26 protein-coding genes and 1 pseudogene are annotated in these 25,423 nt (G+C 68.4%); 17 read left to right on the top strand and 10 right to left on the bottom strand.

From position 1 onward, the window contains the following. Positions 1–107: 107 nt before the first annotated feature. The 5 genes and pseudogenes from OHT01_RS01000 to OHT01_RS00980 form a co-directional block, all read right to left on the bottom strand. Positions 108–257 (bottom strand): hypothetical protein, encoded by a 150-nt coding sequence (locus OHT01_RS01000; RefSeq protein WP_328551168.1) that lies wholly within the window; start codon positions 255–257, stop codon positions 108–110. A 145-nt stretch (positions 258–402) separates the two neighbouring features. Then, a complete protein-coding gene (locus OHT01_RS00995) occupies positions 403–1,335 on the bottom strand; it encodes an NADP-dependent oxidoreductase (protein WP_328551167.1) in 933 nt (310 codons plus the stop codon). A gap of 41 nt (positions 1,336–1,376) precedes the next feature. Continuing rightward, on the bottom strand, positions 1,377–1,721 hold the full coding sequence (locus OHT01_RS00990) for an alpha/beta fold hydrolase (protein ID WP_328551166.1): 345 nt from the start codon (positions 1,719–1,721) through the stop codon (positions 1,377–1,379). Between the two features lie 87 nt (positions 1,722–1,808). After that, positions 1,809–2,740 (bottom strand): IS5 family transposase gene (locus OHT01_RS00985; RefSeq protein ID WP_443043345.1). Its coding sequence is split into 2 segments (ribosomal slippage): positions 1,809–2,365 and positions 2,365–2,740, totalling 933 coding nucleotides; the frame shifts between segments, so codons are not numbered across the junction. A 50-nt stretch (positions 2,741–2,790) separates the two neighbouring features. After that, positions 2,791–3,198: pseudogene (locus OHT01_RS00980) on the bottom strand (alpha/beta fold hydrolase); the annotation flags it as partial. Between the two features lie 94 nt (positions 3,199–3,292). Between OHT01_RS00980 and OHT01_RS00975 the strand changes: the two are divergent. Then, positions 3,293–3,931: a TetR/AcrR family transcriptional regulator gene (locus OHT01_RS00975; RefSeq protein ID WP_328551165.1), complete on the top strand. Its 639-nt coding sequence runs from the start codon at positions 3,293–3,295 to the stop codon at positions 3,929–3,931. Positions 3,932–3,993: 62 nt separating this feature from the next. On the opposite strand, the gene OHT01_RS00970 is transcribed toward OHT01_RS00975, so the two are convergent. The 5 genes from OHT01_RS00970 to OHT01_RS00950 form a co-directional block, all read right to left on the bottom strand. Continuing rightward, positions 3,994–4,197: a recombinase gene (locus OHT01_RS00970; protein WP_328551164.1), complete on the bottom strand. Its 204-nt coding sequence runs from the start codon at positions 4,195–4,197 to the stop codon at positions 3,994–3,996. Further along, positions 4,158–5,075 (bottom strand): tyrosine-type recombinase/integrase, encoded by a 918-nt coding sequence (locus OHT01_RS00965; RefSeq protein ID WP_328551163.1) that lies wholly within the window; start codon positions 5,073–5,075, stop codon positions 4,158–4,160. The genes OHT01_RS00970 and OHT01_RS00965 overlap by 40 nt, the downstream gene beginning before the upstream one ends. Positions 5,076–5,204: 129 nt before the next feature. Next, entirely contained in the window at positions 5,205–5,918 is a 714-nt protein-coding gene (locus OHT01_RS00960; protein WP_328551162.1) for a hypothetical protein, read from the bottom strand. Between the two features lie 306 nt (positions 5,919–6,224). Continuing rightward, complete coding sequence (locus tag OHT01_RS00955; protein WP_328551161.1) at positions 6,225–6,911, bottom strand: hypothetical protein; 687 nt, start codon at positions 6,909–6,911, stop codon at positions 6,225–6,227. A gap of 138 nt (positions 6,912–7,049) precedes the next feature. Beyond that, a complete protein-coding gene (locus tag OHT01_RS00950; protein ID WP_328551160.1) occupies positions 7,050–7,220 on the bottom strand; it encodes a hypothetical protein in 171 nt (56 codons plus the stop codon). A gap of 624 nt (positions 7,221–7,844) precedes the next feature. On the opposite strand from OHT01_RS00950, the gene OHT01_RS00940 reads away from it, so the two are divergent. The 16 genes from OHT01_RS00940 (at position 7,845) to OHT01_RS00865 (ending at position 25,069) form a co-directional block, all read left to right on the top strand. Then, complete coding sequence (locus OHT01_RS00940; protein ID WP_328551159.1) at positions 7,845–8,639, top strand: ABC transporter ATP-binding protein; 795 nt, start codon at positions 7,845–7,847, stop codon at positions 8,637–8,639. Positions 8,640–8,787: 148 nt separating this feature from the next. Next, positions 8,788–9,429, top strand: coding sequence for an SRPBCC domain-containing protein (locus tag OHT01_RS00935; RefSeq protein WP_328551158.1), 642 nt, complete (start codon positions 8,788–8,790; stop codon positions 9,427–9,429). Beyond that, entirely contained in the window at positions 9,426–10,286 is an 861-nt protein-coding gene (locus OHT01_RS00930) for an HpcH/HpaI aldolase family protein (protein WP_328551157.1), read from the top strand. The genes OHT01_RS00935 and OHT01_RS00930 overlap by 4 nt, the downstream gene beginning before the upstream one ends. Before the next feature lie 76 nt (positions 10,287–10,362). Then, a complete protein-coding gene (locus tag OHT01_RS00925) occupies positions 10,363–11,433 on the top strand; it encodes an amidohydrolase family protein (RefSeq protein ID WP_328551156.1) in 1,071 nt (356 codons plus the stop codon). Next, positions 11,430–13,085, top strand: coding sequence for a thiamine pyrophosphate-binding protein (locus tag OHT01_RS00920; protein ID WP_328551155.1), 1,656 nt, complete (start codon positions 11,430–11,432; stop codon positions 13,083–13,085). The genes OHT01_RS00925 and OHT01_RS00920 overlap by 4 nt, the downstream gene beginning before the upstream one ends. 5 nt (positions 13,086–13,090) lie before the next feature. Continuing rightward, positions 13,091–14,002, top strand: a complete 912-nt coding sequence (locus OHT01_RS00915) for a hypothetical protein (RefSeq protein WP_328551154.1) — start codon at positions 13,091–13,093, stop codon at positions 14,000–14,002. 70 nt (positions 14,003–14,072) lie between these two features. Continuing rightward, positions 14,073–15,239 carry a DUF3500 domain-containing protein gene (locus tag OHT01_RS00910; protein ID WP_328551153.1) on the top strand — a complete coding sequence of 389 codons (1,167 nt, stop codon included), beginning with the start codon at positions 14,073–14,075 and terminating at the stop codon, positions 15,237–15,239. Between the two features lie 46 nt (positions 15,240–15,285). Further along, the gene (locus OHT01_RS00905; protein WP_328551152.1) at positions 15,286–16,164 is read left to right on the top strand and encodes a hypothetical protein; all 879 of its coding nucleotides are present in this window, start codon (positions 15,286–15,288) and stop codon (positions 16,162–16,164) included. 52 nt (positions 16,165–16,216) lie between these two features. Continuing rightward, positions 16,217–17,197, top strand: coding sequence for an ABC transporter substrate-binding protein (locus tag OHT01_RS00900; protein ID WP_328551151.1), 981 nt, complete (start codon positions 16,217–16,219; stop codon positions 17,195–17,197). Positions 17,198–17,240: 43 nt separating this feature from the next. Then, positions 17,241–18,101, top strand: coding sequence for an amidohydrolase family protein (locus OHT01_RS00895; protein WP_328551150.1), 861 nt, complete (start codon positions 17,241–17,243; stop codon positions 18,099–18,101). 64 nt (positions 18,102–18,165) lie between these two features. Continuing rightward, positions 18,166–18,861 carry a GntR family transcriptional regulator gene (locus OHT01_RS00890; RefSeq protein ID WP_328551149.1) on the top strand — a complete coding sequence of 232 codons (696 nt, stop codon included), beginning with the start codon at positions 18,166–18,168 and terminating at the stop codon, positions 18,859–18,861. Positions 18,862–18,887: 26 nt separating this feature from the next. Further along, positions 18,888–20,477: a carboxylesterase/lipase family protein gene (locus OHT01_RS00885; protein ID WP_328551148.1), complete on the top strand. Its 1,590-nt coding sequence runs from the start codon at positions 18,888–18,890 to the stop codon at positions 20,475–20,477. A 14-nt stretch (positions 20,478–20,491) separates the two neighbouring features. Further along, positions 20,492–21,538 carry an ABC transporter substrate-binding protein gene (locus OHT01_RS00880; protein ID WP_328551147.1) on the top strand — a complete coding sequence of 349 codons (1,047 nt, stop codon included), beginning with the start codon at positions 20,492–20,494 and terminating at the stop codon, positions 21,536–21,538. A gap of 32 nt (positions 21,539–21,570) precedes the next feature. Then, positions 21,571–22,437 carry an ABC transporter permease gene (locus tag OHT01_RS00875; protein WP_328551146.1) on the top strand — a complete coding sequence of 289 codons (867 nt, stop codon included), beginning with the start codon at positions 21,571–21,573 and terminating at the stop codon, positions 22,435–22,437. Between the two features lie 36 nt (positions 22,438–22,473). Then, the gene (locus OHT01_RS00870) at positions 22,474–23,721 is read left to right on the top strand and encodes a lactonase family protein (protein ID WP_328551145.1); all 1,248 of its coding nucleotides are present in this window, start codon (positions 22,474–22,476) and stop codon (positions 23,719–23,721) included. A 274-nt stretch (positions 23,722–23,995) separates the two neighbouring features. Then, positions 23,996–25,069 (top strand): ABC transporter substrate-binding protein, encoded by a 1,074-nt coding sequence (locus tag OHT01_RS00865; protein ID WP_328551144.1) that lies wholly within the window; start codon positions 23,996–23,998, stop codon positions 25,067–25,069. Positions 25,070–25,423 lie beyond the last annotated feature (354 nt).

Below are 25,423 nucleotides of genomic sequence, written 5' to 3'. Positions count from 1 at the left end.
GTCCGAAGCGCAGTTGGAAGGCGTAGAAGCCGTGGACGCCGTCAGGTTGTGCGCGATCGTGGCTGAGGCGTAGCCCGCTGCCAGGACCCGCCTGCCGGTCGTGGGGTTCACAGTCCCGGGCGGATTCCGCCCTCCCGTCGTTGCTGCCGCTCTGGATTGCGGGCCGACCGCGACCAGCCGACCAGGGCGGCCGCCTCCGTCCCAGCGGCCTGCTCCCAGCCGACGCCCACGGCCCACAGCACCCTTCTCTGCACCATGTCAAGCGGAACCAGCAGCCGAGGTGGCCTGTTGCCCAGTTGGGCACACCGGCGATAGGCATCCAGTCGCACCGACGACTCGCGCTCCGCCGTGGTCGCGGCGAGGCCCGGTCGGCTCGTCTCAGTGATCGGGCTTTCGGTTGGGTCAGAGCGTCAGCACGATTTTCCCCTGGGTGCGGCCGGACTCGATGAGCTGGTGGGCCTTGGCGGCGTCGGCCAGCGGCAGGGTGCCCTCGACGTACGGGCGCAGCTGCCCGGTATCGACCAGCCTGGTGATTTCCTGGAGTCCTATGTGATCCGGCTCCACAGTGACGCCGGCGAATCGTCTCCCGGCCGCTGCGGTGGCCTGCTGAAGTGCGGTATCGGCACGGTCCACCACGGTGACCAGAAGGCCGCCGGGGCGTAGGGCGTGGAGCGATCGCGGGCCGTAGTCGCCGCCCACGGTGTCCAGGACGAGGTCGGCGTCGGTGACGACGTCGGTGAAGTCGACGGTGCGGTAGTCGATGACTTCGTCCGCGCCGAGGCCGCGGACGAAGTCGTGCTTGGCCGCGCTGACGGTGGCGATCACGTGGGCGCCGCGGGCTTTGGCGATCTGGATGGCCAGGTGGCCGACGCCACCGCCTCCACCATGGATGAGGACTCGTTGCCCGGCTTGGACCTGTGCGGTGTCGACGATGCTTTGCCAGGCGGTGAGTCCAGCAAGTGGCAGGGCCGCGGCGTGGGTGTGGTCGACAGCTGCGGGCTTGCGGGCCAGTTGGCGGGAGGGCACGGCGACATACTCGGCGTAGGCGTTGCCAGCCCGTGGGAAGAAAGGCATGCCGTAGACCTCGTCACCGACCTGGAAGCGGGTGACGCCGGGGACGACCTCTTCGACGACGCCGGAGATGTCCCAGCCGAGGACGAATGGAGGCTCGCCGAGCAGGGGGAAGGCCCCGGAGCGGACCATCGCGTCGACCGGATTGATGGCGGCCGCGTGGACCCGGACCAGCACTTCGGAGGGCAACGGCTGTGGCCGGTCCATCTCGGTGAGTTCGAGGACTTCGGGGCCGCCGAAGGAACGCTGGGTGATCGCGTGCATGTCTGTACTCCTGGCAGTTGGATATCGGCAGTTGAGGGGGATCAGGCGTTGGGGGTGTGCTCGCCGAGGAAGGTGGTGATGAGTTCCAGCCACTCCTTGGGCCGCTCGGCGAACGGCAGGTGACCGGTGGCGATTTCGGCCAGCCGTGCTCCGGGTATCTGGTCGGCGAGCTGCCGGTGCAAAGCGGGTGAGACCAGCGGATCACCGGTCGTGGAGATCACCAGGGTGGGGGCGGTGATACGGGCAAGGTCGTCCCGGACGTCGATCCGGCGGACCAAGTCGGTGTGCTCCGGCGTACCTGGCGGAATTGCCTCGGCGAGGAGGTCGGCGCCGGCCCGCAGCTGGTCGCGCGTGAGCGCGTTCAGCGCGGGGGTGCTGAGTGCCACCAGGGTCAGGTATTCGGCCAGCAGCGAGCGGTCACCGGATTCATGCAGTTTCTGCCAGACCGATGCGGCTAGGCACTGTTTCTCGGATCATGTGCGGAGCCAGATGAGGAGGGCTGCGAGGGTGACGGTGCCTAGGTAGATGTAGGCGCGTTTCTCGTAGCGTGTGGCGACTGAGCGGAAGCCTTTCAGGCGGTTGATGGCTCGTTCGACTGTGTTGCGCTTCTTGTACCGCTCACTGTCGAAGCCGGTGGGCCGGCCGCCTCGGGAGCCTCGATTGTGTCGGTGTCTTTGCTGGTCGAGTCGTTCCGGGATGGTGTGCTGGATTCCGCGTCGTCGCAGGTAACGGCGGTTGCTGCGGGACGTGTAGGCCTTGTCCGCCAGGACATGGTCGGGCCGTTTGCGGGGCCGTCCGACTCCGCTGCGGGGCACGGCGATCTGCTCCAGGACGCGTTCGAACTGGGGACCGTCACCGTAGTGCCCGGGGGTCAGGACGAAGGCGAGGGGCCTGCATCGTCCGTCGGCGACGAGGTGGACCTTGGTGGTGAACCCGCCGCGGGAACGTCCCAGGCACTCGCCGAGCTGACCACCTCCTCCAATCGGATGGCCAACTTCCGCAGGATGGGATCGACCTGGTTCGTCCCTGGACCGGCCCCCTTTTGAGCGACCGTGGCCGGGGACGTCTTCCTCGCGCCGGCGGCATGTTGATGGGCTCTGACCACTGTCGAGTCGACCGAGACATCCCAGTCGATCTGGCCGGCGGCGTCCTCGGCCGCTTGGACACGCGACAGGAGCATCTTCCACGTTCCGTCGGCTGACCAGCGTCGATGCCGTTTGTAGACCGTCTCCCACGGTCCGAACCGCTCCGGCAGGTCCCGCCATTGCACACCTGTCCGCACCCGATACAGCACCCCGTTGATGACCCGCCGGTGATCACTCCACCGACCCCCACGCGCACCACCACGAGGCAAGAACGACTCCAGTCGATCCCACTCCGCATTCGTCAGATCCCCACGACCCATACCACCAGCGTGACCTCAACACCCCAGCCCCGTCAGGAGATCCGAGAAACAGCGCCTAGATCCAGCTTGCTGTCCCGGTGGGCGAAGGTCGCAGTCAGCACCAGGGCGTTGACGCGCTTCGGGTGGCGTGCGGCGGCGCGGATCGCGATGGGGCCGCCGAGTGAGAAGCCGGAGATCGCGAAGGTATCCAGTCCCTCGGCGTCCGCGGCAGCCACCAGTTGGTCGGCCAGCTCGTCCACATCGAGGGGGTTCTCGGACCTGGGGGTTTCCCCGGTGCCTGGGTAGTTGGCGCCGACGACCCTGTGGCGCGCGGCGAGCCCGTCGAGGATCGGTCCGTAGTTCCCCTCGACGCTGCCGCCGGCGCCATGGGCGAGGAGCAGTCCAGGGCCGGAGCCGCGGACGATACGGGCGAAGACGGGCTTGGGCAGGGCGGGTGCGTCCGGGACGAGCACGGGCATGACAGATCTTTCCCTTGGCTTCGGCGAATCGGCTTTAGCGATCGTTACAGCACGGAAGGTAGCACAGCTATAGCGATCGCTATAGACTCGTTTCATGAGGACCACACGCGCGCAACGACGCGCCTTCGACCGGGACGAGGCACTGGAGGTCGCACTGAGGGAGTTTTGGCAGTACGGCTACGAGACAACCTCTATCGCCTCGCTCACCCGGGCGATGGGTATCAATCCGCCAAGCCTGTACGCCGCCTTCGGCGACAAGCGGCAGCTGTTCAGCGAAGTCGTCCAGCGCTATGCCCACACCCACGGCAGCTACGGGACCCGCGCCCTGGCGGAACCCACCGCACGCGGCGCCGTCGAAACGCTGCTCCGGCTGGCCGCGGCCGAATACACCGACCCCACCCACCCTCCGGGCTGCCTGGTCATCAACGGCGCGACCAACTGCACACCGGCAGCCGAGGACGTCAAGGCCGAACTACGCGCCTTCCGCGAGGGGACCAAGCACGCTCTCAAAGAAAAGATCAACGCCGACATCGACGCAGGCCGCCTGCCTGAAGGCGCCGACGCTGGCGCGCTGGCCATGTTCTACGCGGCCGTCATCCAGGGCATGTCCACCCAGGCATGCGACGGGGCCGACCGCGAAGACCTCGAACGCGTAGCCGAGACCGCCCTCAACGCCTGGCCCGCCAGCGCACCACACGAAACCCGATCCACCCCCGGGACCGCGCCCCACTGACCGGGAGACAATCGCCAAGAGCATGTGCAGCTGCTCCACTGAGACCGGGTATGCCGAGCGGCTCATGATGCTCCTCCAGATCGGAGGCCCGGCATGCCGAGATTGACGGGCGCGATACGGGTCAGCCGCTGGGTCTGTTCGCGCTTCTGCTGGAGGAAGGTGAGGGTGAGGTCGAGTCCTTCGACTTCTCCGAGCCAGCGTTCGTCTGCGGCTCGGTCGCGGCGGCTCAGGAGGTCGTCCTCGATCTCGTCGAGGCGGGGCAGCATCTTCGGATTAGGGGCAGCATCTTCGGATTGATGGTGAGCATGGGGCAACGCAAACACGAATGCTCATGCTGGCAAGGGGTCCCGTAGGGGCGCGCGCATCCTCCCAGCTCGACTTTGCGCTGGTCGAAGTGCTCCTCGAAACCGAGCCATTCGGGTTCGGTGACCGGCCGGTACTCATCCGTTGGCCTGGCTTGGCGGCGCCGGTCGAGAAATCCCTGGTAGTGCCGGACGACGTCCTCGTTGAATACGGCGACATAGCCGCGAGTCGTCTGAAGATTCAAATGTCCGAGTAGGGCTGCTCCGATGTGGATCGGGAGCCCGCTGTTGACCAATTCCGTGGCCAGGAGCCTGCGGAAATCGTGAGGCGTGAAGCTGGTGGCAAGGAAGCCGGGGTGCTGTTCGGCGAGCTCGACGCAGTGGCGCTTCAGCATGTTCACCACGGTGGTGTCTGACATGACTTCGTGCTTAGTGCCGATCTTGCGTTGGAACAGGAACGGCATGGGAGCACTGCTCTGGCGTTCCTTCGGGTCGTAGCGGGACAGCAGCGGGATGGTCTGGACGCCGGCGGTGTGGCGGCGGACGATGGCCGCGACGACGGCGAACAGCTCCGCGGACATGGGGATGACGCGTTCCCGGTCGCTCTTCGAGGGAGCGACCACGAGCAAGGCGATGACCTCGCTGTTGGGCCGTTGATGCTGCCGGATGCTGCGATGGGTGAGTTCCAGGGCTTCCTCAATGCGCACGCCTGAGTGCCGCAGGACCTCAACGATCGCCCACTCCCAGAAAGCGGCGTCTTCGGCATGGGTGACGTTGATGTACTTGTCGCTCTCCAGGTCGAGGACGCGGACGTTCGCCGGTCCTCCGAGCCGTTCATCCACCCGGCTCCACACGCGCTGGTAGGTGCGGCCCTCCAGAGTGACGGTCTGTCCGCCGGCTGCGTCCGTGGCCTGAGCGAGGAGGTCGCGGAGGTGGCCGTACCGGTTCTCCAGGTGTTCCAGGAGGGGGGTTCAACAGCGGCTGCCGTTGCCGGGTGAGGTCGTCATCCGTTCCTTGACGCGTCGTTTGCGGATCCCGTAGCCGCGGACCTCGGCATCGGAGACCGGACAGGGCGCCACCCAGATCGCCCATTGCTCGGGTTCTGCCGCGGCCCACGCCTGCAGATCGGCGTAGAAGGCGCGGACGGCCCGCAGGATGAGGTCGAAGTCGCGCCGTCCTTTGCAGTCCACGCGGATCGCGACCCGGTCCCGCCGCCGTTGGTAGAGCTCGCCGTCGATGTGCAGGTCGGGCTGACTGGGGGCGAGTTGCTCGATGGTCGCCCAGAAGTTGCTGGCCAGGTGGCGGGACAGGTTGTCGAGCGTCGAGTAATCCAGCTCGGGTTTACGTCGTTCCAGATAGGCGATGAGCAGGAGCCTGACCCCGGCATTGCGGATCTTGTAGCGGTCGACCAGCTCTTCGACCGTCAACCGCCCGTTGAGCAGGGCGGCCTTCAGCGTCGCCGGCCCGTGGGAGGGGAAGTGGCCCATCGTGTGGAGCACTTGCCAGGCCAGGTGTCCGGGGAACCGGCTGCCGGCTCCGCGTGCCCCCAGGACCAGTCCTTGACGGCGGCACTCCCACGCGTAGTGCAGGAAGGCCGCGGGGGTCAGGTCGGCCAGGGCGATGCCCTGCGTGGTGAGGGGAACTGCGATGTCGAACAGTGCGGTCCCGTGGTGAATCGGGTTCACCGACGTGGCCTGGGCCTCGGCCCAGAACTTCTCCAGCAGCGGGTCGTTTTGGGCGGCGAGGAAGCGCTGCCCGTAGTAGAGGAAGGTGTTTGACCGGAATGCCTTGAGCGAGGGCTGGATGATCCGCAGATTCAGCAGGCAGGCAGGCAGGCAGGCAGGCAGGCAGGCAGGCAGGCAGGCAGGCAGCGCCGGTGCCGATCTGGCTCCTGTCCCGGGGCGTCGATCGCAGGACGGACACGGGGTTGCCGCCCTGGTTGAACCCGCTGGCCTCCCATCGCTCCTGCCAGGTCTCGCCCGGAAACTGGTTCAGGTGGTGGAGGAGGTCCCGGGCGCCGCGGCTTCGGTTCCATCGGTTGTCGGCGGACTTCGTCGGCCACGTCGTGCGCACCGCCTGTGCGATTCCCCAGAGGAGACGTAGAACTCCAGCAGTGCCCGGTCTCGGTCGCAGCCCATTCCGGCGAACAGTTCGTCCCACAGGTGGTCGGGGATTGATCGCGGGGCCTGCACTGGCACCTTCTGCCGCAGTCGGCCCCGCCGGAACACCGGTGCTGGCTCCAACGGGGAACGGTGCGCGAGAGCCTGCCGACGCCCGGCCGAGGCTGGCACCGGATTGACCACCGGACCGGCACCGAACCGCGCATGAAACGCATAGAACCCGCTGACCACGCTGAGGTTGTGGTTGATCGTGCTCGGCGCGTACCCCTCCTGGAGCGATGGCTTGCCGGTCTTGAGATTCACCGACCCTGCAGGGGGAGACGCGCCGTTCCGCTTGCGGAGCCGCTGCGGGTTGCGCGCTTCCCGTAGCCAGCCAACCAGCGCCGCGACCTCAGCCTCCGTCGCCTTGTCCCAGGAGATCTGCAGAAACCAGAGCAGTCGGTGCCACCGCAACAGCCCGAATCCGTAGCTCCGGCAGGTCAGCGGGCTGACGTCCCCCAGCATCAGATCCCTCAGGTAGGCACTGATCGGCCCGACCTGGCAGCCGTCAGCGTCCACCAGGACGAACGGAAGGTCTCTCGCCGTCCCCGCGGCCACGGCTCCGACTTCGGGAAGCGAGCACTTCCCCTCCATCAGGGCACGCCTTACGTCCTCCACTACACCACGCTTCTGGAAAGACCAGGCGATCCGCCTGGTTCACGATCGGGACATGGTGCAGTTAACAGGTCGGAACCAGCGCAGCAGGTCGTACACGTAGCTCCGGCACGTCAGCGGACTCACGTCCCCCAGCAGGCAGTCCCGCAGATGGCTGCTGACCGGCTCGAACTCACGCCCCGCGCCACCCACCACCAGCCACGGCAACGACATCCACGTACGAGCAGCAACTGCCCCGATCCTCGACAGCCGTACACGGCCGTTCATGTGGCGATGCGCTCTACGCAACGCAGTTCGACCGATTGCCGCCGCTGGACGCGGCTGACGGTCTGCTGCGCGCCCTCGCCAGCCGGGGCTGGGAGATCATCCTGGCGAACTCGGCGAGCAGTGCGGAACTCTCGGCGCTCCGCCGTGCCATCGACGCGGACGACGTCATCCTCGGGACGGCCGGCGCGGACGACGTCGATGAGGGCAACCCCGCGCCCCCGCCCCTGACGAGCAGGTCAGGGAACTCGCCGGAGTACCGGCCAAGTCATTTTTGTCGGACAGTTCTTGGCCGGGTAACGCGCGGGATTCCCGTCGGTAGCAGCTTCTTCCTGCACGCTTCTTGTGTCACCCGGGTGGCGGTGTTAGCTTCCCCTCATCGGTTGTCAGACAATCTGCGGCGCGGGCGTCGTCGGAACTGAGCAGCAGAAGAACCAAACCGACCGCGATGCCCGTCCGCGGGCATCAGGCGCACCGATGTCACAGCACCACCGCCACCCATGAATCGCCGCCACAGGCACGAGCGCACGGCCCCGCTTCCTCTCTCACGAGAGGGGGGCCGAGGAGGCAGATATGTCGACCACGCAGCGCAGCTCCCACCCGGAGGCTCTCCGTCTCGAGCACGTCACGCTGGAGTTCCCGGGCGCTCACCGGCCGGCGATCGAGGACGTGTCGTTCAAAGTCGATCGTGGCAGGGTCGTTGCCGTGATCGGGCCCAGCGGGTGCGGGAAGAGCACCATCCTCAACCTGGCCGCCGGACTGCTCACTCCCACGCGGGGGAAGGTCCATTACGCCGGCCAACCGGTCACCGGCGTCAACTCCGATGCGGCGTACGTGACTCAGCAGTCCCACCTGTTGCCCTGGCTGAGTGTCCAGGCCAACATCGGCCTGGCGTTGAAGTTCCGCAGGGTTCCCAAGGAGGAACGCGATGAGCGCATCGCCCACTGGGTCAAGCTCGTTGGCCTGACCGGCTTCGAACATCACTTCCCCCGGGAGCTGTCGGGCGGTATGCAGAAGCGCTGCGCGATAGCGCGGGCGCTGATCTACGACCCGTCCATCGTGCTGATGGACGAGCCGTTCGGGCCGCTCGACGCCATCACCCGGCTTGAGCTCCAGCAGGAACTGCTCAACATCTGGCGGGAGCAGAACGGGACTCTGATCTTCGTCACGCACGACCTCAACGAGGCCATCTACCTGGCCGACGAGGTCGTCGTGATGTCGAAGGGCCCCGGCACGATCCGCCGTGTCCTCCAAGTCCCCTTCGAACGCCCGCGGCAGATCGGCTCGCTTGTCGAGTCGCCCGAATTCGCGGATCTCTACAACGACCTCTGGGGTCTGTTCGCCGCGGAGCGGAAGACCGCCGCGTAACGCGGCCACGGCCCCAGCAGGAGTCGGCAGTCCACGGGTCCCCGACCCGACGCCCGGAGCTCCGCACCCAAAACCACCATGCGGGTTGCACCGTCACGCCCTCATTCCCGTCCGACGTCGCGCCTGCCGCCAAGTGAGGTTCACAGCTTTGATATCGATCACCGAAGAGATCGCTGTACCGAGTCCGCCCGAACGTGTCTGGGAGATCGTTTCCGATCCCTCGGCCGTCGTGTCCTGCATCGGCGGTGCCGAACTCGGGCCGTCGCACGAGGACGGGTCCTTCGACGGGACCCTGGCCATCAGGTTCGGCGGTCTGCGGGTCAAGTTCGCCGCCCGGGTCTCCCTGGACCTGGACGAGACCGCGCGGGAGGGCCGGCTCACGGCGCGCGGTGCGGACGGACAGGGCGCCACCCGCTTCAGCGCCGGCGCCACCTTCCGGGTCGTGGAGGGGGACACCCCCGGTACGGCACGCGTCTTCTGCGACGGGGAGATCAAACTCAGCGGCAAACTCGCCAAGTTGATCGAGTCGGGCGCCGGGATGGTGGTCTCCAGAATGACGAAGGAGTTCACCGACCAACTGATCCAGAAGTGCGCCCCGGCCTCTGTCGAGCCGCTCGCAACAGCATCCGACAGTGCGCACACAGATGTGCCCCGGCCGACCGGCCTGTTCGCCCGCCTGCGCGCGTGGTGGGAAGGCCGACGGTCCAGGCGTGCGGAGCAGGCGCCCCAGGTGACGCGGCGTTCGCAGAACCGGTCCGGTGAAGCACTCGACCAGGGAGGTCGGCGATGACAACGCCCAGGCTCAACAAGGTGATCGGCGCCCTCGACGCGGGGGAGCACGTCCTTGCGACCTTCTCCGCGGCCGACCCGACGTCCGCGATCGAGCTGAGCAACTCGGACTACGACGCCGTGGTGTTCGAGATGGAACACAAGCCCTGGGACATCAACGCGCTGAAGGACAGCTTCCAGTACCTGCTGAGCAGGCGAAGGGTCTACGAGGCGAACAGCCTCGCGCCGGACGTCACCCCGATGGTGCGCATCCCCGTCAACGGTGCGGAGAAGGCCCAGTGGCATGCCAAGCAGGCACTGGACCTCGGCGCGTTCGGCATCATCTGGCCGCACATCTCCACGGTGGAGGAGGCCCGTAACGCCGTCGCCGCCTGCCGCTACCCGCGGCTTCCCGACGCACCCGGCTACGAGCCGGCCGGACTGCGCGGGGACGGCCCGCACGCGGCGACACGCTACTGGGGCATCTCGAACATCGAGTACTACGCCAGGGCCGACGTGTGGCCGCTCGCCCCGGACGGGGAGATCCTGGTCGGCCTCATGATCGAGGACCAGCTCGGGATCAGGAACCTGCCGGACATCCTCGACCAGGTCCCGGGCATCGGACTGATCCTGATCGGCGAGGGCGACATGAGCCAGGAACTGGGCTTGCCCCGCCAGTACGAACACCCGCGCGTTCTGGAGTGCAAGCGGCAGATCCTCGACATCTGCGGTGAACGCGGGGTCGCCGTGGGCCACCCGCACGTCACCGCCGACAACGTCAAGCAGGTGCTCGACGACGGCTACCGGTTCCTGATGTCGGCGCCGGTGCGCACCTACCCCGGCCTGCACAAGGCCCGTGAGCTGACCGGCCGCAGTTGACCGGCCGCGGCTGACGGGGCGCATCCGTCCGGGCCGCGCACCACGTCACCCCGCATCGCAAGTCTCGGAGTAATTCATGATCATCGACAGTCATGGCCACTTCACCACGGCGCCCCCCGCGCTGGGGAAGTGGCGAGAGAAGCAGATCAAGGCGTTCGAGGAATCCGGCAGCCGGGTCTCGCCCGACGAACTGCACATCAGCGACGACGAGATCCGCACCGCCATCGAGAACGGGCAGCTGAAGCTGCAGATCGAGCGCGGCACCGACCTGACGCTCTTCTCGCCGGGCGCGGGCAAGATGGCCCACCACTACGGCGACGAGCGGACCAGCCTCGACTGGTCCCGGGTCAGCAACGACCTGATCGCCCGGGTGTGCGGCCTCTTCCCCGAGCGGTTCGTGGGCGTATGCCAGCTCCCGCAGTCCCCGGGCGACGCACTGGCCGCCTCCGTAGGCAACTCCGTGACTGAACTGGAGCGCTGCGTAGATGAGTTGGACTTCGTCGGCTGTCTGCTCAACCCGGACCCCTCGGACGGCTACTACCAGGCGCCGCCGCTGACGGACCGGGTCTACTACCCCCTCTACGAGAAGATGGCCGAACTCGACGTCCCCGCGATGATCCACGTCGCGATGTCGAGGAACCCTGCGATGCAGGGCACATGCGCCCACTACCTCGCCGGCGACACCGCGGCGTTCATGCAGCTGTGCGAGTCGGACCTGTTCAAGGACTTCCCGACGCTGAGGCTGATCCTGCCGCACGGCGGCGGCGCCGTCCCGTACCACTGGGGCCGCTACCGCGGAATGATGCTGGACCGCGGCCGGCCGCCGCTGGAGGAGTCGATCCTGCCCAACGTCTCCTTCGACACCTGCGTCTACCACAAGCGGGGCATGGAACTGCTGCTGGACATCATCCCCGCCGAGAACGTCCTGTTCGCCTCGGAGATGATCGGCGCGGTCCGCAGCGTGGACCCGGAGACCGGGCGGCGGTTCGACGACACCAAATACACCCTCGACTCCATCGACAGCCTGAGCGACACCGACCGGCAGGCGGTCTACGGAGGCAACGCGCTGCGGGTCTTCTCACGGCTCGACGGCGTCCTGAAGGCGCGGGCGACGGCCGCGGCGAACGTGAAGGAGTCCCACAAGTGAAGGTCTACGAAGCACTCGCCGAGGCGTTCGTCAAGGAAGGCACCAGCGACGTCTTCGGCATGATGGGCGACGCCAACATGCACTGGATGGCCGCGCTCGCCGACCGCGGGGTGCGGTTGTACGAGGTGCGGCACGAGGGCTCCGGCCTCGGCATGGCGGACGGCTGGGCCCGCGGCTCGGGACAGCCGGGCGTCGTCACGACGACCAGCGGCCCCGGCGTCTCGCAGCTGGCCACCTCGATGCTCTGCGCGAGCCGGGCGGGCACCCCCCTGGTCGCCTTCTGCGGGGAGACCCCGCTGGGCGACGAGGGCGCCACCCAGTACCTCGACCAGCGGCGCTTCGCCGCCGCGATCGAGTGCGAGTTCATCCAGGTCACCCGGCCGGAAAACGCGCAGGAGGCCGTGCGAAACGCCTTCTACCTGGCACGGACCAAATCCAGGCCCGTCATGATCAGCGCGCCCTTCGACGTCCAGGTCGCCGACATGGACGACTACGACGAGAACTACGTACCGTCCACGGCCCTGATCGACCGGTCCCGGCCGCTGCCGGACCCGGACCGGGTCCAGGCCGCCTGCGACCTGATCCAGGACGCCAAGCGCGTGGTGATCATCGCGGGTCGGGGCGCGCGCAAGGCGGACTGCGGCGAGGATATCCTCGCCCTGCAGAAGCGGACCGGCGCCCTGCTGGCCACCACCCTGCAGGCCAAGAACTGGCTGTGCGACCGCACCGACTTCCACGTCGGCCTGTCGGGTCTGTTCGGCGACAAGGTGTCGATGGAACTGCTCCAGGAAGCCGACTGCGTGATCGCGGTGGGCGCCAGCCTGAACCACTACACCATCGAGAGCGGCTACCTCTATCCCGAGGCCAAGTACGTTCAGATCGACACCGCCCCCCACCTGGTGATGGGCAACGGCAGGACGGCGGACTGCTACCTGCAGGCCGACGCGGTCACCGCCCTGACCGAACTGACCCGGGTGCTCCAGGAGAGGTCCGTCCGGCTGGAGGGCTTCCACACCGACCAGGTCCTGCAGCATCTGACCGCCCGGGCCCAGCAGCCGGACGAGTACGTCCGCGAGCCCGGCCGGCTCGACCCGCGTGAGGCGATCTGGATCCTCGACCACGAACTCCCGGGCGAGATAGGGCTGGTGCTGGGCAGCGGACACCAGACCGACTTCGGCACCATGCTCTTCCAGCGCTCCCGTGACGTGCTCTCCAACTACGGCATGTTCGGCGCCATCGGCCAGGCTCCACTGATCGCCATGGGCCAGATGGTCGCGCGGGGCAACAAGCCCGGCTTCGTGGTGGAGGGCGACGCGAGCTTCATCATGCACCTGTCCGAGTTCGAGACGGCATGCCGGTACGACATCCCGCTGCTCGTCGTCGTCATGAACGACCAGGGACTCGGAGCCGAGTACCACAAAGCGAAGGCGAAGGGGCTCGACCCGGAGCTGGCGACCATCTCCACGCCCGAACTGGGCGCGGTCGCCCAGGCACTGGGCGGCGGCGGAGCCACCGTCCGCACCGCGCAGGAACTGCGCGAAGCACTGGCGGAGTACCTGCGCGACCCCCGGCCCACCGTGATCGACGTCCGCATCACCCGCGAGGTGCTGAGCACCCCCTACCGCCGTATCCAGTACGGCGAGGACGTGTGAGCGGCATGCACCAGAGGCACCACACGGCACCGCTGACCGTACTGCTGGGCGACTACCCGCACACCCGGCCGCTGAAGGACGGGAGCGTCCCCGTGGACGGGGCGGACTGCCGCTACCCGGAGTCCACCCCGCTGCCCCCGGCCTTCGCCCGGATGGTCCGCTACCTGGCCTACGACATCTGCGAGATGCCGATGGCCACCTACCTCCAGGCCAAGGACGCCGGCATCCCGGTGACCCTGTTGCCCGCGGTGATGGTAGGAAGCACGCACCACCGTTCACTGACCCGGCTGCCCGAGGGCCCCCAGATCGCCCCCGGGGACCTCGCCGGCCGGCGCGTGGGCGTCCGCTCCTACGGCCAGACCACCGGCCTGTGGGTACGCGGCTGGCTGCAGGAGGAGTACGGGGTCAAGTCCGGCGACGTCACCTGGGTGACCACGGAAGACGTCCACGTCGCCCAGTACGTCAATCCCCCCTGCGTCGAGCGGTCACAGGCCGAGCGGGTCGCGGATCTGCTGCACTCCCACGACGTCAGCGCCGCGGTGCTCGGCCCCAAGGCGATCGGCGGACAGGGCGCCGGACTGGTCCCGCTCGTGGCGGACGCCGAGAGCGCTGGGCTGGCATGGACGAAACGGCACGCGACGATCCCGGCGAACCACCTGCTGGTGGTACGCGACGACGTCCTGCGGACCCGTCCGGACGCCGTACTCGCCTTCTACCGCGCCCTGAAGCAGACGATCGCCGACACCGCAGGCGAGCGGGACGACTCACCCGCCGGGCGTGCCGTCGCCGCCGGGTGGAGCACGTCACTGACCGCCTGCCTGGAGATCGCCGGACGGTACGCCGTCGAGCAGAGCCTCGTCACCAAGCCGGTCGATGTCGCGGCGATCGAGCAGCAGACGGCCTTCCTCGACAAGTGAGCAGGCGGTCGACAAGGGCGCACCGCCCGGCGGCACACCCACGAACGAACACCGAGAGGAGGAGCAGCGCATGGGAGAGCCGGTGGGGCTGCGCAAGCGGGGCAACCCGCCCACCCGCGAGCCGGAGACCTGGACACCCGACCTGCTCGAAAAGGTCGCCTGGCGGGTCGAAGCGGCCAACGAACCCTTCCGGGGGGGCGCCACGTCGGACGGCATCCAGCAGGGACTGTTCCCGCTGCGCGACACGGGCGCGGACGTCAGCAAGGTGTACCGGGCGGCGGAGGACTACCTGGCGGGACTGACGCAGAAGCAGCTCGCCGAGGGCCGGTTCCCGATGGACGACGTGAGCTGGCGCCACTGGAACAACGGCGCCCGGTACTTCCTGCGCCACGGCCTGCTGCTGGAGGAGTTCGACGACGCGGGGCGTGAGCGGGCCCTGGCCGTCATCCGGGAAAGCCTCAGCGCGCACGGCTACCGCCAGATGGTCGACCTGATGCGCCTCAACCTCACCATCGGCGAGCTGAGCGAGAACACGCACGGACTCAACGAGTGGCTGTACTGGTTCTCCCTCTACGGCGAGCCGGAGAACGGCGGCCCCTGGGGCTGGCAGCTCGACGGGCACCACGTCAACATCAACTGCGTGTTCGTCGGGGACCAGATGGTCCTCACCCCCACCTTCCTCGGCGCCGAACCGGTGATCGCCGGAGGCGGGAAGTACGCCGGGACCGTTGCCTTCCGGGGCGAAGAGGCACTCGGCCACGAACTGTTCACCCAGCTCGACGGCCGACAGCGCCGGCAGGCCGTGATCGCGGACACCATGCCGCAGGAACTTCTCGTCGGAGCCTTCCGGGACAACTGGGAGCTCGACTACGAGGGACTGCGGCTCGCCGAGATGTCACCCGGCCAACGCGACACCGCACTCCAGCTCCTGGGCCTGTACGTGAACCGGGCCGGCGACGCCCACGCCCGCGTCCGCATGGAGGAGGTCCTGGCCCACGAAGGGGACACCCGCTTCGGCTGGGCCGGAGACCCCGACGGCACCTTCTACTACCGCTTCCACAGCCCGGTGATCCTCGTCGAGTTCGAGCACATGGCCGGCGTGTTCTTCGACAACGACCACCCCTCACGCCGGCACATCCACACCATCGTCCGCACCCCCAACGGCAACGACTTCGGCGTCGACCTCCTGCGCCGCCACCACGAGCGGCACCACACGTCGCCGCACAGCGCGCACTGACCCACAGACCCGAGGCCCCGTTCCGTCAGGCAATGAGGAGAGAAGAATGAAGTTGGTGCTCGGCCGTGACGACCTCGCGGCAGCCGCGCTGTCGGCGGCCCGCGCAGCGGGTTCGGAACCGGAACGCGTCGACATCAAGCCCGTGCACAAAGCTTCCCGCGGCTTTGTGAACCAGTCGGACACGGAACTGTGCGAACTGGCGATCGTGACCGTTCTGCAGGCCCTCGCCTACGGCAAGCCGGTGCTGCTCCTGCCCGTCACGACCCTGGGACGCCACCAGCACCAGACCCTGGTGACCCTCGGCCGTCTGTCGGTCGCCGACGTGGAGGGGCACAGCGTCGGAGTCCGCGCCTGGAGCCAGACCACCGGCGTGTGGATGCGCGGATTCCTCACCGAGCAGTACGGCATCGACCTGCGCAAGGCGGACTGGACGACGTACGAGGGCCACCACGTGGAGGGCGCCGAGGACCCGTCCTGGGTGAAGCGGGCACCGCGGGGCAGCAAGCTGTCGGCGGACTTCATCGAGGGCCGGGTCGACTTCGGGATCATGGGCAACGAACTGCCTTCCGACGACCGCATCCGCACCGCCGTCGACCGGGCCCACGAGGCCGCCGAACAGTGGTCGAAGGACCAGGGGTTCATCCCCGTCAACCACGTCGTCGGCGTGTCGGAGGCAGCCGCCGCAGAGCACCCCGCAGCCGTCCTCGCCGCGTTCGACGCCATGCGGTCGGTGCTCACCGCCAAGGAAGAGGGCGGAGACGTCGCCCTGCATCCGGTGGGCTTCGAAGGCCTGCGCGGCGCGTTCACCAAGGCCGCCGCCTATGCGCTGGAGCAGGACGTGATCCCGCGCGCGGTGGACTACGACGAACTCGTCGAGCGGACCTGCACGGCGCTCGGCGTACCGCCGGCCCGCCTCGGCGGCTGAAAGCCGCGGCACGGGCAGCCGGACCAGAATCAGAGAAGGCGGAGGACAAGGTATGGACAAGCTCACGGTAGTTCTCGGGGACTTCCCGCACGCGCAGCCGCTGTTGGACGGCGACGCCGAAATCGACGGGTACCGGATCGAGCCGGTGGAGGTCAGACCGGTCATCGGCGCCTACCGGCGGATGATCCGGGACCTGGAGTTCGACGTGTGCGAACTGGCACCGGTGTCGTACCTGATGGCACGCCAACAGGGCATCGAACTCACCGCCGTCCCGGTGTTCCTCAACCGGCGCTTCCACCACGGCGACGTGCAGTGCGCCACGCAATCCGGCATCCGTGTGCCGCGGGACCTGGAGGGACGCAGGGTCGGCGTGCGCGCCTACTCGGTGAGCACCGGAGTATGGGTGCGCGGCGTGCTGCGCGACGAGTACGGCGTGGACATCGACAAGATCACCTGGGTGGTGGACGACGACGACCACATCGAGGGCCGCGTCCCCTCCAACGTCGAGCGGGTCACGGACGGCCGCTCGCTGGGAGAGCTGCTGCGCGCCGGAGAGATCGACGCCGCGCTGACCGGCAACGCCGGAACGGGACGGGCCGGCGCGCCCAAGGCCGGCTGGACGGCGGCGGCCGAACCGCAGCCCGGCGACGACAGCCCCTACCCGCTCTTCCCCGAGGCCGGCACGCTCGCCGTGGACCACTACCTGCGGACCGGCGTCTACCCCCTGCACTCGCTGATCTCGGTGCGCTCCGAACTCGTGGAACGTGACCCCGGCCTGCCGTCGAAGCTGTACGCGGCGTTCGCGGTGAGCAAGCACCAGCACCTCACCGCCCGGCCCGAGTGGACGGCCGTACCGCGGCTGGCCCGTCAGGGGCGCGCGATCGGCGCCGACCCCGTCCCCTACGGCATCACGGCCAACGAGCCCAGCCTGAACGCCATGGTGCGGTTCGCGAAGGACCAGGGCCTGCTCGACGCGGAGTTCCCCACCGACCCGCGCTCGCTGTTCGCCGCGGGCGACTACCCGGACGCCTGAGCCGTCCCGCACAGAACCCACCAAGGACAAGGGAGCACCCCACGTGGACGTCGTCGACGCGCACTGCCACATCATCTCCGAAGACGTGACCGGCTATCCCAAGGCCCCGATCGGCGGGAAGCAGTCCGCGTGGGCCGCGACCCGCCCGGTGACCGCCGAGGGCATGATCAGTCGCATGGTCGAGACGGGCATCGACCAGGCCGTCCTGGTCCAGGCCACCACGAACTACGGCTACGACAACTCGTACGTCATCGACAGCAGCCGGCTCCGGCCGGGTCGCTTCATCGCCGTCGGTACGGTCGACCCGCTGCGGCCGGACGCGGCCGCGAACCTCAAGGCAGCGGTCGGCGACGGCGGTCTGGCGGGCGTCCGCCTGTTCACCAGCGGCAGCACCGTACCCACACAGGGGGAGTGGTTCGTCGCGCCGGAGACGTTCCCCTTCTGGGAGCAGGCCGCGGAACTGGATCTGCCGGTCTGCCTCCAGATGCGCCTGGGACCGGCCACCGGACAACTGGTGGAGCTCCTGGAGCGGTTCCCCGGTGTGAAGGTGCTCCTCGACCACATCGGCTACCCCGACATCGCCGCCTCGCCCGCCCACGCCGGCGCCGAGGTCGCGGCACTGGCCGTCCACCCCGGCCTCCACCTCAAACTCACCCACCGGAACCTGGAGCGGCTGCAGGACGCCGGCGAGCGAGCCGGAGACTTCCTCGGACCGGTCGTCGACGCCTTCGGCGCCGAGCGGATCGCCTGGGGGTCGAACTGCCCGGCGGCCGAGCAGTCGCTGCCGGAACTGCTCACCCTCGCCCAGGACGTCCTCCAAGGTCTGCCGGAGCGGGACCGGCAGGAGATCTTCGCCGGAACGGCCCGGCGCCTGTACCCGTCCCTGGGCGGACACGGGAGCTGATGGCAGATGTCGTCGGTTAGGGTTCCCGCCTCGGACCTCATCCTCACAGAGCGCAAAGGCGGCCATGGTGGACAGCGACAGCATCGATGCCGAGTCCGGGACGAAGGCGGCGGGCACCCGCTACAGCCAGGCGTACGAAGGCCTTCGCTCCCTGCTGCTGTCCGGGAGCATCGAACCCGGCACGCGGCTGACCGAGGCGGACCTGACCCGGATGTTCAACGTCTCGCGGAGCACCATGCGCTCCGCGCTGGTGCGGCTCACGCAGGAGGGCTACGTCAGCAGCGAGGTCAATCGCGGGGTGCGCACCCGAAGCTTCTCCCCGGAAGAAGCGGCGGACATCCTGGAGGCCCGCGAGACGCTGGAGTCAGCACTCGCCGGCAAGGCGGCGGAGCGTGCCACGGCCGAGGAGATCGAGGACATGCGCCGCACCCTCCGGGACATGGAGGAGGCGCGGTCCCGCGGAGACCAGGACGCCTACTCGCGCGGGAACCGCAGCTTCCATCAGCAGATCAAGCTGGCCGCGCATCAGACGACCCTGGCCCGCGCCTACGACACCCTGCTCTACCCCCTGGTGATGCGTCAGTACCGCAATCTCTCCGTACAGCACCCGAGAACCGGGTCGATCGAAGAGCACCAGGCCATCTTCCTCGCCATCGTCACACGCAATCCCGACGCGGCCGTCGCGGCGATGCGCCATCACGTCGGCTCCGCCCGCAGGGCGTTGCTCTTGGACAAGTCCCCGCCGCCCCCGGTCACCTGAGGGCTCACCGGGGCGGAAAGTACCGCATGCGCCACACGGTGGACACCGAAGCGGGGCCCGTGGAGGGCATACCCTGCCGGGACCGCTCCGTCACCGTCTTTCGAGGCATCCCCTACGCCGCCCCACCGGTCGGCGACCTGCGGTGGCGGCCCCCTCAGCCGCCCCCGCGCCGGGAAGGCGTCCGGCGTGCCGGCCAATTCGGACCCATGTGCCCGCAGGCGCCCACCGACGCTGCCGCGACCGGCCTCGACCTGCCCATGAGCGAGGACTGCCTCAACCTCAACATCTGGACGGGCGCGCCCTCCACTCAAGAACTCCGCCCCGTCCTTGTGTGGATCTACGGGGGTGGATTCCGTGAGGGCACCGGAGCCCATCCCCGCTACGACGGCGAAAAGCTTGCGCGCAACGGCCTCGTCGTGCTCACCTTCAACTACCGCCTCGGCGCCCTCGGCTTCCTCGCCACACCAGAACTGAGCGAGGAGTCCGAACACGGCACTTCCGGCAACTACGGGCTCCTCGACTGTGTCGCCGCCCTGCGCTGGGTGAGAGACAACATCGCGCACTTCGGCGGCGACCCCGACCGGGTCACCGTCGCCGGCCAGTCCGCAGGGGCCGGCATGGTCAATTTCCTGGCCATGTCCCCGCTCGCCAAAGGCCTGTTCCACCGTGCGGTCGCCCAGAGTCACGCCCGCTACGCACGCGATCCCGAACTCCGCTACCTGTCCACCTCCTACCGGCTGCCGGCCGACGCCGAGAGCGCCGGTGACCGCTACGCACGAACACACGGCGCGAGCACGGCCCGCACCCTGCGGACCCTGCACTGGCGCAAGCTGATCGACGGCCACCACCCCGTCGACACGGCCGTCGACACCGGTAGCCCGGCGGGACCCCCCGTGTTCCGACCCGTCGTGGACGGCTGGGCACTGCCCGCCGGCTACGACGAAACGTACGCAAAAGGCCGGCAGAACGACGTCGACTACCTCACCGGGAACAACCTCGACGAGAGCGGCGCGGTCCCACAGGGCCTGGTCGCCACCTTGCGCGGCGGCCGTCGAACCCTCAAGCCGGGCGCACCGCCGGTCAACGTGACCCTTGAGCAACATGTCACCGCGGCCCGGCGGAAGTTCGGGCCGTTCGCCGAGGAGTTCCTGCGACTGTACCCAGCCGGCACGGACGACGATGCGGCCCGCGCGAGCAGCCGGGCGGCACGGGACAACTCCCGCATCTCAACCTCTTTGTGGGGTTCCGACTGGACCCGGCACGCCACGGGCCAGGTGCACTCCTACTTCTGGACCCACCGCACCCCGGCCCCGGACCACGGCCCGAGGCGGGCCGGGCACGGTTCGGAGATCGACTACATCTTCCACAACCCCACGGGAGGCACCGGGGCGTGGACCGAAGAGGACCACGAGATCGCCCGCACCCTGATGGGCTACTGGACCAACTTCGCCTCCACCGGCAACCCGAACGGCCGCGGCCTTCCCCGCTGGCCCGCCTTCTCACCGGACGCCGCCACCGTCATGGAGCTCGGCGCGCATTTCCGGAGCATCCCCGTGTCCGATCCAGCCCGCACCGATTTCTGGATCAGATTCTTCTCCGCTCAACAAGCCTGGTGAACAAAGGAGTTCCCATGAACCACCGCACGAACCACACGAACCGCACGTCCCTGGCACTGGCCGTCTCCGTGATATCCAGCGCCGCGCTCCTGACCGCCTGTGGCAACGACGGCTCGTCGTCGGTCGGCTCCGACGGCAAGACGACCGTCTCGGTCGGTGTGAGCGGCAACGTCTTCGACCTGTCCATCCGCCTGGCGGACGAGAGCGGATACTTCGACCAGCAGAACATCAAGATCAAGTATGTGACGCTGACCGCCGCCACGGGCACCTCGGCCCTGCAGTCGGGTTCGGTGCAGTTCCTCAACTCCAGCCCCACCGGCTTCCTGGCCGGCCTGAGCAAGGGCCTCCCGGAGCTGTCGGTCGCCACGAACGGCGGGGGCAACCCGCTGGGTGTGGTCGTCAGCACCGCGTTCGCCAAGAAGCACAACCTGACCGCCGCCAGCCCGGCCGGTCAGGTGGCCAAGGCGCTCGCCGGCTCGACAGCGGGCGTCAGCTCCGCCAACACCAAGGCCGAGGCCGGCATCTTCCTCAACGCCCACGGTGTCGACCCGAGCGGGGTGAAGTGGGTCTCGCTGCCGAGCCCGGCCGCCGACAAGGCCGCGCTCACCAAGGGCGAGGTGGACTGGTTCATCACGTCCGAGCCCATCCCGTTGCAGGTCCAGCACGACGGTGACGGCGTCGTGGTGGCCGACCCGGCCAAGGTTCCGGAATGGTCCAACGAGGAAGCCGGATACGGCCAGGTCGTGGTGGTGAAGAAGGACTACGCCAAGACCAGCAGCGCCACGGTGAAGGGCTTCGCCACCGCCGTCCAGCAGGCCACCGCCTACCTCGGCTCGCACCCCGCCGACGACAAGAACGTCCTGGCCGCGTCACGCAAGACCCTGCCGGGTGTGCCCGACGACGTCCTGAGCGCCGCCGTCAAGCAGGTCGAGTGGCCGACGAGTGCCCACCAGGACGAGGCCGGTTGGAAGAAGACCCTCACGTTCGTGAAGGACGGTATCGCCGCCGTCCCGGACGCGAGCGTGTCCTCCGCCGACTGGACCAACACCTACCTGCCGTGACCAGGCCGAGCCCAACCGGAAGGGAGCAGACCATGGCAACCGTCACCGACAAGGCCGTGACCAAGCCCGATCCCGAGACCGACGACCGGCCCGCCAGGAAGGCACACGCCGGCTGGAACAACACCGTCACCGTCATCGCTCTGCGCATACTGGTCATCATCGTCGCGCTCATCCTGTGGCAGGCGATGAGCGGCTCCGTCGTACCCGAATACGCGGTCAGCAAGCCCACCGACGTGTACGACGCACTCACCACGATGCTGGGCTCGTCCTCAGGATGGACCGACATCCAGGTGACCACCGTCGAGGTGCTGGCCGGCTTCGGCCTCGGCGTCCTCGCGGGAACGGTGATGGGCCTGGTGCTGGGCTCCTTCCCTCTTCTGGGAAGGGTGCTCGAACCACTGGTCGCCGCGCTCAACGGCATTCCCAAGATCGCACTCGCCCCGCTGTTCCTCCTGTTCTTCGGCATCGGCCCCTGGTCGAAGATCACCATCGCCATGACCGGCGTCGCCTTCGTCGTCTTCTACAACGTCTACCTCGGCCTGCGGCTGAGGGAACGCGAACTCGTGGAAGTCGTCCAGGTGATGGGCGGACGCAAGCACCACGTTCTGGGCTACGTGACGATCCCGACCCTCGCCGCCCCGTTCTTCGCCGCGCTCAAGACCGGCGGCCCGCTCGCCATCCTCGGCGTCATCGGCGGCGAGTTCATCGCCTCCTCCGAAGGCGTGGGACACGAACTGTTCACCGCGGCCCAGAACCTCGACGCCGCGGCCGAATTCGCCGGCCTCATCGTCCTTGTCGCTCTGACACTCGCTCTCAACGGCGTACTGAGCGCACTCGACACGTACGCCCTCAAGCGCCTGGGTCTCGCGCCCCGCCGGCGCCCGCAGCCCAAGGGCTGAAGCCGACCACCGACGCAACAGAGAGGCGTCCCCTCCATGAGCGACATCCCGCACCCGCGACCGGTCGATCCCCGGAACGCGGGGGCACCCCGGCGGCCTTCCCGAAGAACCCTGCTGGCAGCCTTCACGGCGTCGGCCGCCACAGTCGCACCACTGCTCTCCGCTGTCCCGGCCGCAGCCGCTCCGCACCGGCCCGCTGACCTGATCTACATCGGCACCTGGGGACAGAACCAGGTTTACGCGGTGCGGTTCGACCCCCGTCGCGGGACCATGACCCCCCTGGGCTCCATGGCCCAGGTCAGCTCGAACTGGGTCACGGCGCACCCCACCCGTCCAGTCCTCTACGTCGCCGGCGCCGAACAGGGCGGCTACATCCGCTCCTTCCGGATCGACGACGCCTCAGGAGCCCTCCAGCAGCTCGGCGAGATCGAGACCGAGACCGTGCCGGCCGGCAGCGGCGGACTGTCGTACATCGGATTGACCGCCGACGCGGACACCCTCCTGGTCGCCGACTTCGCGGCCGGCTCCGCGGCGACCATAACCATCGGCGCGGACGGCAGCCTCGGCACCGTGGCGTCCCGCGTGCAGGACACCGGTTCGGGCCCCAGCCCCCGGCAGTTGGGCCCGCACCCCCATCACGTGCTCGTCGACCCGAGCCGCAGGTACGCCCTGGTCGCCGACTTCGGCGCCGACCGGGTGTTCGTCCACGACTACGACCGCGCCACGCACCAGATGTCCGCCGGTCCCTCCGACGGGCCCCGCTCCTATGCGACGCCGCCGGGATCGGGCCCGCGACGCCTTGCCTTCCACCCGAACCGACACATGCTCTACCTGCTCAACGAACTGACCGCCGACATCCAGGTCCTGCGGTGGGACGAGCGACACGGCGTACTGACACCACGCCAGACCCTCTCGACGAACGCACCGGGCCACACCGGAACCACCAGCGCCGCCGAACTGGCGATCAGCCGCACCGGCCGCCACGTCTACACCTCCAACCGCGGCGACAACACCCTGGTCGCCTTCTCCGTGAACCCCAGGACCGGGCTGCTCACAGAAGTCCAGCGCATCGCCTGCGGCGGCATCACACCGTGGAGCTTCTCCCTCCACCCCAGCGGCCGTTGGCTGTTCGTCGCCAACGAGGCGAGCGGCACGGTGAACCTCTTCCACGTCGACCGCTCTTCCGGGCAACTCACGGACACAGGCACCTCCGTGGCCGTGCCCTACCCGGACTCCATCACCTTCCGTACGTCGGCCGGCACACCCCGTACCGGACGTTCTTGACGGCAGAAGCCGCTGCCAGGTGCAATCCGGTGCCACCGCGCTGCACCTGGGGCCGGCCAGGCTCTCCCCGGTCCGCGAGACGCGGGCCCATGCGCACGCGCCGACGGATGAGCGCAGCTACGCCCTCCGTCCCGCAGCTTTGACCGCGGCGCCCCCACACGCACACCTGCTGCGTGGCCGAGGCCCCCTCTCCGCCACTCCTCCCTTGCTTCGCGCTGCACCGCGCGGCTCCCGTACTCGGACTGCTTTCAGGACATGGCGACAGGAGAAAACCATGAGGCTCCGGCACCAGCAACTCCCGGTCCCCGCGGGCGGACTGCCACCGGCCTTCGCCGGCGGGCGAGCGGTGGCCCTCGCGACGACGATGGCGCTCGCCTCCGCTCTGCTCACCGCATGCGCGGACTCCGACGCCACGGGCTCGGACGCGACGGACACGGTCAGCGTCGGTGTCGCGGGCAACGTATTCGACGTCCCTCTCAGAGTGGCGGACACCCGGGGCTACTTCCGCAAGCACGGACTGAAGGTCGACTTCGTGACCGTGACGGCCACCACGGGCACGCCGTCCCTCGAATCCGGTTCCCTGCAGTTCCTCAACTCCAGCCCCACCGGTTTCCTGGACGCTCTGGCGAGGGGTGTCCGGGAGACCGCGGTCGGAGTGGACGGGCTGGGCAACCCGCTCGGTCTCGTCGTGAGCAAGGACTTCGCCCGCCGGCACGGGCTGACGGCCAACTCCCCCTCGGACGAAGTAGCCAGGGCGTTGGCCGGTTCGGTCGGCGGATTCAGCTCGGCCAACACAAGGGCCGAGTCGGAGATCTTCCTGAAGGACAGCAAAGTCGAACCCGACAAGGTCACATGGGTGCCGCTCCCGAACCCCAGCGCCGACAGAGCCGCGCTGCGCGCCGGACGGATCGACTGGTTCGTCACCTCGGAACCGCTTCCCCTGCAGATCCAGGAGTCCGGAGACGGTGTCGTGGTGGCCAACTCCCACACGGTGGTCGAGTGGGGCGGCAGCTATGCCGGCTACGGACAGATCGTGGTGACCCGCAGGAGTTACGCCCGTCAACACGCCGCCGTCGTAAGGAAGTTCATGGCGGCTGTGCGGGAGGGGACGTCCTATCTGTACGAGCACATCAATGAGCCGTCCGTCGTGCCGGTGGCGAAGAAGGCGTTGCCCGGTGTTCCCGGCCCCGTGGTGCGGGCCAGCGTCGAGGAAGTCGAGTGGCCGTGGTTCGCAGACATGGAATCGGAGGTGTGGAGGAAGACCGTTGACTTCGTGCGCGACCTCGGCGCCCTCCCCGAGGGAGCCGATATCACCCCGGAGGACTGGAGCAACGAGTACCTGCGATAGAGCGCCGCCGCGGCCACCGGCCGCGGTCGACGGCTCCGTGACATCACGAGTTGGCCGAGCCCACACCATCCCGGAGGTTGGGGCGTCGGAGGTCCGGCCGTGCACGCGAGGCGCGATGCCTGCCTCCCAGTGTTGTCGGACAATCTAGAGTCAGCTTCGATGCTTCAGGCACTTCATGTGCCGTGTTTTTGCAGGATCTCTTGTGATCAGATTTCCTCGGTGTTACGTTCACGCCCAACTTGTTCGACAATCCATGCGGCGGGCGCATGCGACCCACGAACCGCGCGGCCCCGGGATCCGAGCTGAGTCGCAGCAGACACGGCCATCCCGCGGAGCCGGCGAATACGTCGTGCG

This window comes from Streptomyces sp. NBC_00358, from assembly GCF_036099295.1.
GTDB lineage: Bacteria > Actinomycetota > Actinomycetes > Streptomycetales > Streptomycetaceae > Streptomyces.
Note: the sequence above shows the minus strand (reverse complement) of the source record. Positions and strands in the feature narration are given on the sequence as shown.